At 72.7% G+C, this 13,343-nt stretch carries 8 protein-coding genes and 1 pseudogene; 6 read left to right on the top strand and 3 right to left on the bottom strand.

All coding sequences use genetic code 11. The features are described 5' to 3' along the window. Positions 1-20: 20 nt before the first annotated feature. From valS to HJG43_09695, 3 genes and pseudogenes are all read right to left on the bottom strand, one after another. Positions 21-2,603 carry a valine--tRNA ligase gene (gene valS / locus HJG43_09705; GenBank protein ID UER54767.1) on the bottom strand — a complete coding sequence of 861 codons (2,583 nt, stop codon included), beginning with the start codon at positions 2,601-2,603 and terminating at the stop codon, positions 21-23. Between the two features lie 74 nt (positions 2,604-2,677). Further along, the gene (locus HJG43_09700) at positions 2,678-4,345 is read right to left on the bottom strand and encodes a DNA alkylation response protein (GenBank protein ID UER54766.1); all 1,668 of its coding nucleotides are present in this window, start codon (positions 4,343-4,345) and stop codon (positions 2,678-2,680) included. Positions 4,346-4,826: 481 nt separating this feature from the next. Further along, positions 4,827-5,096 (bottom strand): annotated as a pseudogene (locus HJG43_09695) (helix-turn-helix transcriptional regulator). Positions 5,097-5,133: 37 nt separating this feature from the next. On the opposite strand from HJG43_09695, the gene HJG43_09690 reads away from it, so the two are divergent. The 6 genes from HJG43_09690 to ndk all read left to right on the top strand — a co-directional run bounded on the left by HJG43_09690 (position 5,134) and on the right by ndk (position 13,151). After that, positions 5,134-6,651: an AMP-binding protein gene (locus tag HJG43_09690; protein UER54765.1), complete on the top strand. Its 1,518-nt coding sequence runs from the start codon at positions 5,134-5,136 to the stop codon at positions 6,649-6,651. A 37-nt stretch (positions 6,652-6,688) separates the two neighbouring features. Further along, positions 6,689-7,444, top strand: a complete 756-nt coding sequence (locus tag HJG43_09685; GenBank protein UER54764.1) for an SDR family oxidoreductase — start codon at positions 6,689-6,691, stop codon at positions 7,442-7,444. A gap of 262 nt (positions 7,445-7,706) precedes the next feature. Then, on the top strand, positions 7,707-10,919 hold the full coding sequence (locus HJG43_09680; protein ID UER54763.1) for an isoleucine--tRNA ligase: 3,213 nt from the start codon (positions 7,707-7,709) through the stop codon (positions 10,917-10,919). Between the two features lie 74 nt (positions 10,920-10,993). Then, positions 10,994-12,283: a bifunctional folylpolyglutamate synthase/dihydrofolate synthase gene (locus tag HJG43_09675; protein ID UER55872.1), complete on the top strand. Its 1,290-nt coding sequence runs from the start codon at positions 10,994-10,996 to the stop codon at positions 12,281-12,283. A 26-nt stretch (positions 12,284-12,309) separates the two neighbouring features. Continuing rightward, the gene (locus tag HJG43_09670) at positions 12,310-12,654 is read left to right on the top strand and encodes a DUF4233 domain-containing protein (GenBank protein UER55871.1); all 345 of its coding nucleotides are present in this window, start codon (positions 12,310-12,312) and stop codon (positions 12,652-12,654) included. Positions 12,655-12,716: 62 nt separating this feature from the next. Next, on the top strand, positions 12,717-13,151 hold the full coding sequence (gene ndk, locus HJG43_09665; GenBank protein ID UER54762.1) for a nucleoside-diphosphate kinase: 435 nt from the start codon (positions 12,717-12,719) through the stop codon (positions 13,149-13,151). The last annotated feature ends 192 nt before the right edge of the window (positions 13,152-13,343 follow it).

Genomic DNA, 13,343 nt, shown 5'->3' with positions numbered 1-13,343 from the left:
AGGGTGGCGGGATTGCATGATCACCGAGGGGGGGCGAGGGTGGCCTCCCGGACGGCGAGGGCGTCACCGTCGGCGACGAGCCGCAGGTCCGCGACCCGACCCGCCGCCCGCAGGTCGGAGGCGGCCCCCTCGAGCAACGCCATGTCACCGGCCGGCCCGGCCACGACCACGCGCTCCACCTCGGTGCGCTGGGAGACCTTGGCCTCGGACTTGGCCTTGCGGACGCCGGCCAGCGCCGTCCCGACGACGCCGAGCAGCCGCGGGTCGGCGTCGCCCGCCGCGGCCCGCAGACCGGCCGGGTCCGGCCAGGACGCGCGGTGCACCGAGCCCTGCCGCCACCACGACCAGACCTCCTCGGTCGCGAACGGGATGAACGGCGCCAGCAGGCGTAGCAGGACGTCGAGCGCTCGCGCCAGCGCCGCCCGCGCCGACGCCGCGGCCTGCTCGCCGTGCCCGCCGTACGCGCGGTCCTTGACCAGCTCGACGTAGTCGTCGCAGAACGTCCAGAAGAACGTCTCGGTGACCTGCAGCGCGCGGGTGTGGTCGTAGGCCTCGAACGCCGCGGTGGCCTCCTCGACGACGTCCGCGAGCGCGGCCAGCGTGGCGCGGTCCAGCGGCTCGGTGACCTCGGCGTCGGGGTCGACCGCGCCCATCGACAACGCGAACTTGCTCACGTTGAGCACCTTGATCGCCAGCCGGCGACCGATCTTCATCTGGCCTTCCTCGAACGCCGCGTCGGTGCCGAGGCGGGCGCTGGCCGCCCAGTACCGCACGCCGTCCGAGCCGTGCTGCTCCAGCAGGCCCATCGGGGTGACGACGTTCCCCTTGGACTTGCTCATCTTCTTGCGGTCCGGGTCGAGGATCCAGCCGCTGATCGCCGCGTGCCGCCACGGCAGCGACCCGTGCTCCAGGTGGGAGCGCACGACGGTGGAGAACAACCAGGTGCGGATGATGTCCTGACCCTGCGGCCGCAGGTCCATCGGGAACACCCGCTCGAACAGGTCCGGGTCGCGCTCCCACCCGCCGGCGATCTGCGGCGACAGCGAGGACGTCGCCCAGGTGTCCATGACGTCCGGGTCGGCGGTGAAGCCACCCGGCACGTCGCGCTGGTCCTCGGTGTACCCGCGCGGGACGTCGCTCGTCGGGTCCACCGGCAGGTCCGCCTCGTCCGGGACGAGCGGGTCCTCGTGGACCGGCTGCCCCTCGTCGTCCAGCCGGTACCAGACCGGGATCGGGACGCCGAAGAACCGCTGCCGGCTGATCAGCCAGTCGCCGTTGAGACCGTTCACCCAGTTCTCGTAGCGGACACGCATGAAGTCGGGGTGGAACTGCAGCTCGGCGCCCCGGGCCAGCAGCTCGGCGCGCAGGTCCGCGTCGCGGCCTCCGTTGCGGATGTACCACTGCCGGCTGGTGACGATCTCCAGCGGCTTGTCGCCCTTCTCGAAGAAGTTGGCCTTGCGCTGGGTGGGCTGGGGCTCCCCGTCGAGGTCGCCGGACTCCCGCAGGTGGGCGACCATCGCCTCCCGGGCCGAGAACGTCGTGCGCCCGGCGAGGTCGGCGTACGCGGTCGCGGCCGGCTCGTGCGCCAGCCACGGCGGCGTCTCGCGCAGCAGGCGGCCGTCCCGGCCGATCACCGAACGGGTCGGCAGGTCGAGCTCGCGCCACCACTGGACGTCGGTGAGGTCACCGAACGTGCAGCACATCGCGATCCCGGCGCCCTTGTCCGGCTCGGCGGCCGGGTGCGCCAGGACCGGGACCTCGACCCCGAACACCGGTGTCGTCACCGTCGTGCCGAACAGGTGCTGATAGCGCTCGTCGTCGGGGTGGGCGACCAGGGCGACGCAGGCGGGGATCAGCTCGGGCCGGGTGGTCTCGATGTGGACGACGCCGCCGTCCGGGCGGTGGAAGGCCACCCGGTGGAAGTGGCCGGGGTAGTCCCGGGCCTCGAGCTCTGCCTGGGCCACCGCGGTCTGGAAGGTGACGTCCCACAGGCCCGGCGCCTCGGCGCTGTACGCGTCCCCGCGGGCCAGGTTGCGCAGAAACGCTCGCTGGGAGGCGGTTCGGGCGACCGTGTCGATGGTCTGGTAGTGCTGGGTCCAGTCCACCGACAGGCCCAGGTGGCGCCACAACGCCTCGAACTGCTTCTCGTCCTCCGCGGTGAGCCGCTCGCACAGCTCGACGAAGTTGCGCCGGCTCACCGGCACCTGGTCGGCGGCCTTGACGCTCGTGGCCTCCCCGGCGTGCGGGGGCGTGAAACCAGGCTCGTACGGCAGCGAGGGGTCGCAGCGGACGCCGAAGTAGTTCTGCACCCGCCGCTCGGTCGGCAGGCCGTTGTCGTCCCACCCCATCGGGTAGAAGACCTCGCGCCCACGCATCCGCTGGTAGCGGGCGATGAGGTCGGTGTGGGTGTAGGAGAACACGTGCCCGACGTGCAGCGAGCCGGAGACCGTGGGCGGCGGGGTGTCGATGGAGTAGATCTCCGCACGGCTGCGGCTCCGGTCGAACCGGTAGGTGCCCTGCTCGCGCCACACCGCGTCCCACTTGCGCTCCAGGCCCTCGAGGGACGGCTTGTCCGGGACGTTGGGGGCGCAGTGCGTGGTCATGCGGGGAATCTTCCCAGACCAGCCGCCGGGTCCCCGAACCGGTTTCTGCCAGGACGCGCGGGACGAGGCGCCCGCTAGTGCCGGTCCAGGATCGACTGCAGGTCCGCCCCGGCAGGAAGCACCCCGTACAGGTGACCGCGGTGCTCGCCGAGCCGGGTGCCGATGAACGTCTCCGCCACCGGGGCCGGGGCGGTGCGCACGAGCAGGGAGGCCTGCAGGGCCAGGGCCAGGTCGGCCACCAGTTGCCGGGCCAACGGTGCGGCCGCGTCGGTGCCGCCCGCACGCAGCCTGGCAGTCACCTCGCCCACCAACCGGCGGGTGTCCTTCAGGTGCGCGTCCAGCAGCGGGTGGGCGCCTGCCGCCAGGGAGACCTCGGCGTCGAAGGCGTCGATAGTCTCGGGCTGGCGGACCATCGCGCGCAGGACGTCCAGGGCGATGACGTTGCCGGAGCCTTCCCAGATCGCCATCACGGGCTGCTCCCGGTAGCGGCGGGCCAGCGGGAAGTCTTCGGTGTAGCCGTTGCCACCGAGGCACTCCATCGCCTCGTAGGCGTGCTCCGGGCCGCGCTTGGTCACCCAGTACTTGGCCACCGGCGTGGCCAGTCGCCGGAACGCGACCTCCGCCTCGGAGGCGTCGGCGTCGTGGGCCCGGGCCAGGCGCAGTGCGGTGGCGGTCGCGGCCTCCGACTCCAGGGCCAGGTCGGCGACCACGGCCGTCATGGCCGGCTGGTCCACCAGGTGCGCACCGAATGCCGCACGGTGGCGGACGTGCCACAGCGCCTCGGCGACCGACTGCCGCATGCCGGCGGCTGCGCCGTACACGTTGTCGAGCCGGGTCCGGTCAACCATCTCGATGATGGTGCGCACCCCGTGGCCCTGCTCACCCACCAGCCAGGCCAGGGTGCCGGCGAACTCGACCTCGGCCGAGGCGTTCGACCGGTTGCCCAGCTTGTCCTTGAGTCGCTGGATGAGGAAGGCGTTGCGGGTGCCGTCGGGCAGCACCCGGGGCAGCAAAAAGCAGCTGAGCCCGCCGGGGGCCTGCGCGAGCACGAGGAACGCGTCGGACATCGGCGCCGAGCAGAACCACTTGTGGCCGGTCAGCTGCCACATCTGGTCCCCGACGGGGGTGGCGGCGGTGGTGTTGGCGCGGACGTCGGAGCCGCCCTGCTTCTCCGTCATGGCCATGCCGACCATCGCGGAGGGCTTGTCGGCGTGCAGGGTGGGGTCGTAGTCCCGGCGCAGCAGCCGGGGCACCCACTCGCGCGCCAGGTCGGGGGCCCGCTCGAGGCTGGGGACTGCTGCGTGCGTCATCGACACGGGGCAGGCGTGCCCGGGCTCGACCTGCGCGAACAGCATGAACTGTGCTGCCCGGGCGACGTTGGCGCCCGGCCGTGGCTGTGCCCAGGCGGACGTGTGCGCGCCGGCGGCCACGGCGGCCGCGAGGATCCGGTGGTAGGCGGGGTGGTACTCCACCTCGTCGAGGCGGTGACCGGACCGGTCGTGGGTGCGCAGCACCGGGGGGTAGGCCTCCGCCAGCTCGCTGTCGTGCTGGACGTCGGCGGAGCCGACGAACCGCCCGGAGGCGTGGAGGTCCTCGAGGGCCCAGTCCGCCCCGTAGCGACGCACACCCTCGACCAGGGGAGTGTTGGTGGCGAACTCGTCGACGTCGACGCGAGGCGGCACCTGGTTGGTGACCTCGTGGGTCGATGTGACTGGGCTGGTGGAACGGTCAAGAACTGTCATCGCAGGCCTCCAGGTGAGTCGGTCGTGCCGGGTCGAGGAACGGGGCGGGGCGGTCCGCGCCGACGGCCCGCAGGCACAGCAGCCGGACCGAGGTCAGCACGTCCTCGATCCCGTGGTCCACGGGGTTCTGGCGCTCGGCCTGGTGCAGTGGCGACAGCGGGCCGATGAGCGCCTCGGCGATGGCACCCACGACGGCCGGTCCGCTCACCTGGGGGTCCTGCACCGGCAGCTCACCGGTGGCGACCCCGTCGGCGACGATCCGCACCACGGTGTCGGCGTACGCGCGGTGGAACGCCAGCCGCTCGGCGTCGATGAGGGGGCTGACCGGCTCGGCGAGCAGGGCCCACGCGAGCCGCCCGCTGCGGACCGCTCGGCCGGCGAAGGTGTCCACCAGGGCGGCCAGGCGGGCAGCGGCGCTGTCGGGAGCCTCGTCGACCGCCTCTCGGACCACCTGCAGCTCGACGGTGGCCGCCTCCCGGAACACCTCGGCGAGCAGCTCGTCGAGCGTGCCGAAGTAGCCGTACAGGGTGCCGGGGCTCACGCCTGCCCTGGTGGTGATCGCCCGGACGCTGGCCGCCCCGAAGCCCTGCTCGCTGACGATGGCTCGGGCGGCGCCGAGCAGGGTCCGCCGGCGCGCGGCGAGCGCGGCGCGCTGTGACGGCGTCTGCCGGTAGGGCACCTCCGGCTCCTTCGCTCGGTCCGCGGGCGGCGCCGACGTCGGCGGCGCCCCTTCCCCCAAGCAGTAAACCATGGTTCAATCCTTCGCGTCGATCATGGGAGGCACTGACATGGACCTGACCGCCATGCTGGAGAGCACGGCCCACAAGTTCCCTCGCAAGCCCGCCGTCGTGGCCGGCGAGACGGCCTTGTCCTACGAGGAGCTGCTGGACGCCTCGAAACGGGCCGCCGCCGTGCTGCGGGACGCCGGTGTCGGTCGAGGCGACCGGGTGGGCGTCATGATGTACAACACCCCGGCCTTCGTGGTGGCCGCGTTCGGCATCTGGCGAGCCGGCGCCGTCCTGGTCCCGCTCAACCACAAGTACGCCAGCGCCGAGGTCGCCTACGTGACCAGGCACGCCGGCATCCGGGTCGCCGTCGTGGACGCCGGGCTGGCCGCTACCGCGCAGGCCGACACGGCGGACACCCGCTGGCTGGTCACCACGGACGACGGCTCCGGGGAGTTCGACACGCTCGTGGCCGCCACCTCACCGTGGGACGGGGTGGCAGTCGACGACACCGAGATCGCCGAGCTGCTCTACACCTCCGGCACCGTGGCAGAACCCAAGGGCTGCCTGCACTCCCACCGCGGCATCCACTCGGTGGCCGCGTACACCACCGCCACGATGGGGCTGCGCCGTACCGACCGCTTCCTGATCTCGATGCCGATCTGGCACGCCTCACCGCTGAACAACTGGTTCCTGTCCATGATGTTCGTGGGCGGCACGGTGGTCCTGCAGCGCGAGTACCAGCCGCTGGAGTTCCTGCGCACGGTCAGCGAGCAGCGAGTCACCGCGTTCTTCGGCGCCCCCATCGCCTACCTCGCCCCCCTGCAGGCCGCCCCCGCCGCCGGGGTGGACCTCGCGGACTTCGACCTCTCCAGCGTCCGCGCGTGGATCTACGGAGCGGCCCCGCTGGGCGCCGACACGGTGCGGCGACTCCAGCAGGTCTACCGGTCGGACGCCTTCTACCAGGTCTACGGCATGACCGAGATGGGTCCGGTGGGCACCGCGCTGTACCCGGAGGACCAGGTGACCAAGGCCGGGTCGGTGGGAGCCGGCGGGATGCCCGGGGTCGACGTGCGGGTGATGGGCCCGGACGGCGCACCGGTGGCGCCCGGGCAGCCCGGGGAGGTGTGGATCCGTTCCGACACCCGGATGGTCGGCTACCTCGACGACCCCGACGCGACCGCGGCCTGCTTCGAGGGCCCCTGGTACAAGACCGGCGACCTTGCCGTCGTGGACGAGGACGGCTACCTGTTCATCGTCGACCGGCTCAAGGACATCATCATCACCGGTGGCGAGAACGTGTTCTCCCCGGAGGTGGAGGAAGCCCTTCTGCAGCACCCGCACGTGCGTGACGCGGCGGTCGTCGGGCGCCCGCACCCCGAGTGGGGCGAGACCGTCGTCGCGTTCCTCGTCACGGACGGCACCCCGGTGGACGTCGAGGAGCTGAGGGAGTTCCTGGCCCCGCGGCTGGCCCGTTACAAGATCCCCCGGGAAGTCGTCGTCCGCGACGCCCTGCCCCGCAACCCGTCTGGCAAGATCACCAAGCACGTCCTGCGGAGGGACCTGCAGCCGTCGGGGTGACGCCCAGCGGGTGGATCGACACGTCGCGGAGGGGATCATGAGGGACGACGTCCTGCGGGCCGTGGTCACCGGTGCCAGTTCCGGCATCGGGGCGGCGACCGTGCGCCAGCTGACGGCGCTGGGCTGGGACGTGCTGGCCGTCGCCCGCCGGGAGGACCGGCTCGCCGAGCTGGCCCGGCAGACCGGCTGCGAGTACCGCGTCGTCGACGTCACCGACCCTACGGACGTCGAGCGCCTCGGCGTCGAGGCGTCCGCGCGCGGTCCCGTGCACGCGCTCGTCAACAACGCCGGCGGAGCGGTCGGCGCGGAGCCGGTCGCCGACGCCGACCCGCGCGACTGGCAGGCGATGTTCGAGCTGAACGTGCTCGGCACGCTGCGGGTCACCCAGGCGCTGCTGCCCGCCCTGCGCTCCTCGGGACGCGGCGACGTGGTGGTGATGTCGTCAACCGCGGGGTTCGTCGCCTACGAGGGCGGCGGCGGGTACGTGGCGGCCAAGCACGCCGAGCACGCGCTGGCCGCCACGCTGCGCCTCGAGCTCGCCGGCGAGCCGGTGCGGGTGATCGAGATCGCCCCCGGGATGGTCCGCACCGAGGAGTTCTCGGTGAAGCGGTACCGCGGCGACGCGGAGCGCGCCGCCGCCGTGTACGCCGGCGTCCGGGAGCCGCTCACCGCCGACGACGTCGCCGACTGCGTCGTGTGGACGCTGACCCGCCCGCACCACGTCAACGTCGACCTGCTCGTCGTCCGGCCCCGGGCCCAGGCGGCCCAGCACAAGGTGGTCCGGGACCAGTGAGCGCACGGCGGTGGACGCGGCCCCTAGACTGGGCGCACAGGCACTGACCCGGCCATCACCGGTGAGCCTCCGGAAGAACAGGGCACGTCCCGTGACGGGCCCCCAGTAGAACCGGACGGGTACGGCCCGTGACAGCCGTCGAACGAGCGGCCGGGCACGCCCCGGCAAGCGAGGTGGTACCGCGGTGCTGCCGGGACCGGCCCGGTGACGTCGTCCTCGCACCATGATCGGCACGAACTGCAAGATCACGGTGAGGGCAGAGATGACGTACCCGAAGGCCACCCACGGCGACCCGACCGACGGCGTGCCCGCCACCCCCCGGTTCCCGGAGATCGAGCGGCGGGTGCTCGACTACTGGGCCGCCGACGGCACGTTCGAGGCCTCCGTCGAGGCCCGGCCGGCTGGGGAGAACGGCAGCAACGAGTTCGTCTTCTACGACGGCCCGCCGTTCGCCAACGGCCTGCCGCACTACGGCCACCTGCTGACCGGCTACGTCAAGGACGTCGTCCCCCGCTTCCAGACGATGCGCGGGCGCCGGGTGGAGCGACGCTTCGGCTGGGACTGCCACGGCCTGCCCGCCGAGGTGGAGGCCGAGAAGCAGCTCGGGATCGCGAGCAAGGACCAGATCGAGCAGATGGGTGTGGCCGAGTTCAACGCGGCCTGCCGGACGTCGGTGCTGCGGTACACCGACGAGTGGGAGGACTACGTCACCCGCCAGGCGCGCTGGGTCGACTTCGACAACGACTACAAGACCCTCGACCTCGACTACATGGAGTCGGTCATGTGGGCCTTCAAGTCGCTGTACGACAAGGGTCTGATCTACGAGGGCTACCGGGTGCTCTGGTACTGCACCCGGTGCGAGACGCCGCTGTCCAACACCGAGACCCGGATGGACGACGTCTACCGGACGCGGCAGGACCCCGCGGTCACCGTCGGCTACCGGTTGGAGACCGGCGAGCTGGCGCTGATCTGGACGACGACGCCGTGGACGCTGCCCAGCAACCTCGCCATGGCGGTGCACCCCGACCTGGAGTACGTCGTCGTGGAGAGCGGCGGGGAGCGGTACGTCCTCGCGGCCGAGCGTGTCGCGCACTACGCCCGGGAGCTCGCCGGCCCGGACGGCGAGGAGCCGCGGGTGGTGCAGCGCCTGCGGGGCACCGACCTGCTCGGACGCCGTTACACCCCACCGATGTCGTACTTCCTCGGCCGGCAGAACGCCCACCAGGTCCTGGCCGCCGACTACGTCACCACCGACGAGGGCACCGGCATCGTGCACATCGCGCCGGCCTTCGGCGAGGAGGACAAGGTCGTCACCGACGCCGCCGGGATCGAGGCGGTCGTCCCGGTCGACGCCCAGGGCCGGTTCACCGCCGAGGTCCCCGACTACGCCGGCCGGCACGTCCTGGAGGCCAACGCCGACATCATCCGGGACCTCAAGACCGGTGGCGGGGCGGTCACCGAGGGCACCGTGCTGCTCCGGCACGAGACCTACGACCACCCGTACCCGCACTGCTGGCGCTGCGACACCCCGCTCATCCAGCGTGCGGTGTCCTCGTGGTTCGTCAAGGTCACCGCGTTCCGGGACCGCATGGTGGAGCTCAACGAGCAGATCACCTGGGTGCCCGAGCACGTCCGTGACGGCTCGTTCGGCAAGTGGCTGCAGAACGCCCGGGACTGGTCGATCAGCCGGAACCGCTACTGGGGCAGCCCCATCCCGGTGTGGGTCAGTGACGACCCCGCCTACCCGCGGGTCGACGTCTACGGCTCTCTGGAGCAGCTGGAGCGGGACTTCGGCGTCCGGGTCACCGACCTGCACCGGCCCGCGGTGGACGAGCTGACCCGCCCCAACCCTGACGACCCGACCGGCCGCTCGACGATGCGCCGCGTGCCGGAGGTGCTCGACTGCTGGTTCGAGTCCGGGTCGATGCCGTTCGCGCAGGTGCACTACCCGTTCGAGAACGCCGACTGGTTCGAGCATCACTACCCCGGCGACTTCATCGTCGAGTACATCGGCCAGACCCGCGGCTGGTTCTACACGATGCACGTGCTGGCCACCGCGCTGTTCGACCGGCCGGCGTTCCGCACCTGCGTCGCCCACGGCATCCTGCTCGGCGACGACGGCCGCAAGATGAGCAAGTCGCTGCGCAACTACCCCGACGTCAACGAGGTCTTCGACCGGGACGGCGCGGACGCGATGCGCTGGTTCCTCATGTCCTCCCCGGTTCTGCGCGGCGGCAACCTCGTGGTGACCGAGCAGGCGATCCGCGACGGCGTCCGCCAGGTGATGATCCCGTTGTGGAACGCCTGGTACTTCTTCTCCCTGTACGCCAACGCGGCTGCCGGCGGGGCGGGGTACGAGGCGCGGTGGCGCACCGACTCCGGGCACGTCCTGGACCGGTACCTGCTCGCCAAGACCCGTGATCTCGCGCAGACCGTCGGCGACCAGCTCGAGGGCCACGACATCGCCGCGGCCTGCGAGTCGGTCCGCGGGCACCTCGACGTCCTGACGAACTGGTACATCCGCCGCTCGCGGGACCGGTTCTGGCAGGAGGACGCCGACGCCTTCGACACCCTCTACACCGCCCTGGAGGTGCTGACCCGGGTGGCGGCGCCGCTGCTGCCGCTCACCACCGAGGAGATCTGGCGCGGCCTGACCGGTGGGCGCAGCGTCCACCTCACCGACTGGCCGAACCCCGAGGAGCTGCCCGCCGACGACGACCTGCTCGCCGCGATGGACGACGTGCGCGCCGTCTGCTCCACGGCCCTCGGGCTGCGCAAGAGCAGCGGGCTGCGGGTGCGCCAGCCGCTGCCCGGGCTCACCGTGGTCAGCCCACGGGCGAAGGTCCTCACCGGTTTCCGGGACCTGGTCGCCGACGAGGTGAACGTCAAGGACGTCCGACTCGTCGACCTCGCCGCGGCCCACGAGGAGGACTTCGGGATCCGGCACCGGCTGGTCGTCAACGCCCGGGCCGCCGGGCCGCGGCTCGGCAAGGACGTCCAGGTCGCCATCCGCGCCGCCCGCGCCGGGGACTGGAGCACCGAGGAGGACGGCGTCGTCGCCGGCGGAGTCCGCCTGCTCGAGGGCGAGTACGAGGTGCAGACCGTGGTCGAGGACGACGCCGGCGGGGCCTCGCGCGCCACCGGCACCCTGCCGGGGGAGGGGTTCGTCGTCCTGGACACCACCGTGAGCCCCGAGCTGGCCGCCGAGGGCGTGGCCCGGGACGTCGTGCGCGCCGTCCAGCAGGCCCGTCGGGACGCCGGGCTGGCGATCGGTGACCGGATCCGGCTCACCGTCGCCGGGGAGCCTGCCGTGTGGGAGGCGCTGGTGGCTCACCAGGACCTCGTGGTCGGGGAGACCCTCGCCGAGTCCTTCGGTGCGGCCGGCGACCTCGACGCACTGCCGGCCGAGGACGGCGTGACGCAGACGACCGTCGGCGACGGCCTGGCCGTACGGATCCGGGTGGAGCGGTCGTGAGTGACGAGCAGAGCCCCGAGGGCCGGCTGCGGCAGGTGTTCGCCGAGCTCGTCGCCCGCACCCCCGAGGACCGGATGCAGCCGCGGCTGGACCCGGTCCGCGAGTGCCTTGCCCTGCTCGGCGACCCGCACCTGGCCTACCCGGTGATCCACGTCGCCGGCACCAACGGCAAGTCCTCCACCACCCGGATGATCGACCGGCTGCTGCGCGAGCACCACCTGCGGGTCGGCCGGTTCACCAGCCCGCACCTGGTCAGCGTGACCGAGCGGATCAGCATCGACGGCGAGCCGGTCACCCCCGAGCGGTTCGCCGAGGTGCACGAGGACGTCGCCCCGTACGTCGCCATGGTGGACGGCCGGCTGCGGGCGGCCGGGCAGCCGGCCCTGACCTACTTCGAGGTGCTCGCGGTGATGGCCTTCGCCGCGTTCGCCGACGCCCCGGTGGACGTCGCGGTCGTCGAGGTGGGCCTGGGTGGGACCTGGGACGCCACGAACGTCGTCCAGCCGCAGGTCGCGGTCATCACCCCCATCTCCCTGGACCACACCGAGGTCCTCGGGGACTCCCTGGAGGAGATCGCCGCCGAGAAGGCCGGCGTGGTCAAGCCGGGGGCGCTCGTCGTCCTGGCGCGACAGCCGGACGCCGCTCGCGACGTCGTCCTCGAGCGGTGCCGCCAGCTCGGCGTCCGGGTGGCCCGGGAGGGGGTCGAGCTCGGTGTCGCCGAGCGGACCCTGGCGGTCGGCGGCCAGCTGCTCACCCTGACCGGGACCGCCGGGCACTACGAGGAGGTGCTGCTGCCGCTGCACGGCGAGCACCAGGCCCGCAACGCCGCGCTCGCCGTCGCCGCCGTCGAGGCGTTCCTCGGGGGAGGGCAGACCGCCCTGGAGGCGGACGTCGTGCGCGCCGCGCTCGGCGACGTGGACTCCCCGGGGCGCCTGGAGGTGCTGCGGCCCAGCCCGACGATCCTGGTCGACGCCGCGCACAACCCGGCCGGGACGGCAGCCCTCGTCGCCGCGATCGAGGAGGAGTTCGCGTTCAGCCACCTCGTCGGCGTCGTCGGGGTGCTCGCCGACAAGGACGCCGGGACGATGCTCGAGCTGCTCGAGCCGGTGCTCGACGAGATCGTCGTCAGCCGGTCGCTGTCCCCGCGCGCGGTGCCGGTGGAGGAGCTCGCGGTGCTCGCCGAGGAGATCTTCGGCGAGGACCGGGTGCACACCGCCGAGGCCCTGGACGACGCCCTGCAGCTGGCCGTCAACCTCGCCGAGGCCGGCGCGGCGGACGGTCTGGGTGCCGGCGTCCTGGTCACCGGTTCGGTGACCGTCGTGGGGGAGGCCCGGGCCCTGCTGGTGCGGGAGCGGCGGTGGTGACGCTCGTGCCCCCGCCGACCCGGACGGTGTCCCGGCTGGCGGCGACGTGCCTGGCCCTGGAGTCCCTGCTCGTGCTCTTCGGCGTCCTGGCCGCGATCGGGCTGCTCGACGTCCCGGACGCGACGGTGTGGACGGCCGGCGGCGTCCTGGCCGGGGCGTGCCTGCTCGGCGCGGGGCTGGTCCGGACCCGGGCCGGGCTGTGGTTCGGCACCGGGCTGCAGGTCGTCCTCGTCGCCACCGGGTTCTGGGTACCGGCGATGTTCTTCCTCGGGGCGGTGTTCGCCGGCCTGTGGGTGTGGTTCCTGTGGCTCGGGCACCGCGTCGACACCGAGGCCGCCGCCCGGGACGCCGCCCCACCCGTCGATCGGTAGGGTCACCCCGCCAGTAGCCCCCGTCAGGCCTATCGTCCCCGCCCGCGGTCAAGGAGCACCTCATGAGCGAGCCGACCACCGAGCGCAGCCTCGTCCTCGTCAAGCCCGACGGGGTCCGTCGCGGGCTGACCGGCGAGGTGCTGCGCCGGGTGGAGGCCAAGGGGTACTCCCTCGTCGCACTGCGGGTCGTGCGCGCCGACCACGACCTGCTGTCCCGGCACTACGCCGAGCACGAGGGCAAGCCGTTCTACGAGCCGCTGCTGGAGTTCATGTCCTCCGGCCCGGTCGTCGCCGCGGTCATCGAGGGGCAGCGCTGCATCGAGGGGTTCCGCTCCCTGGCCGGCGCCACCGACCCCACGCTGGCCGCGCCCGGCACCATCCGCGGCGACCTCGGCCGCGACTGGGGCGTCGCCGTCCAGCAGAACCTCGTGCACGGCAGCGACTCCCCGCAGTCCGCCGTCCGTGAGATCGCCATCTGGTTCCCCGACCTCGCCTAGGCGCCTCGACCACAGACTCGACCACAGAAACAGCTCGACCACGGAACAGCTTGACCACAGAACAGAATGCTGCGTCCGGCACGGCTTTGCCGGCGTGTCGCGCCACCAACCCAGCATTCTGGGAGGCGGACCGGTGACGTCGGGCCCGGCGGTGCAGGCGGCGCGCGGGTTACCCTGGTGCCTCCCCCTGAT

The sequence above is a fragment of the Kineosporiaceae bacterium SCSIO 59966 genome (genome assembly GCA_020881835.1).
Classification (GTDB): Bacteria; Actinomycetota; Actinomycetes; order Actinomycetales; family SCSIO-59966; genus SCSIO-59966.
Note: the sequence above shows the minus strand (reverse complement) of the source record. Positions and strands in the feature narration are given on the sequence as shown.

Coding starts and splice junctions, on each gene's coding strand:
- HJG43_09675 (UER55872.1), top strand. CDS start 10,994: ATGCAGCCGCGGCTGGACCCGGTCCGCGAGTGCCTTGCCCTGCTCGGC.
- HJG43_09690 (UER54765.1), top strand. CDS start 5,134: ATGGACCTGACCGCCATGCTGGAGAGCACGGCCCACAAGTTCCCTCGC.
- valS (UER54767.1), bottom strand. CDS start 2,603: ATGACCACGCACTGCGCCCCCAACGTCCCGGACAAGCCGTCCCTCGAG.
- HJG43_09685 (UER54764.1), top strand. CDS start 6,689: ATGAGGGACGACGTCCTGCGGGCCGTGGTCACCGGTGCCAGTTCCGGC.
- ndk (UER54762.1), top strand. CDS start 12,717: ATGAGCGAGCCGACCACCGAGCGCAGCCTCGTCCTCGTCAAGCCCGAC.
- HJG43_09700 (UER54766.1), bottom strand. CDS start 4,345: ATGACAGTTCTTGACCGTTCCACCAGCCCAGTCACATCGACCCACGAG.
- HJG43_09680 (UER54763.1), top strand. CDS start 7,707: ATGACGTACCCGAAGGCCACCCACGGCGACCCGACCGACGGCGTGCCC.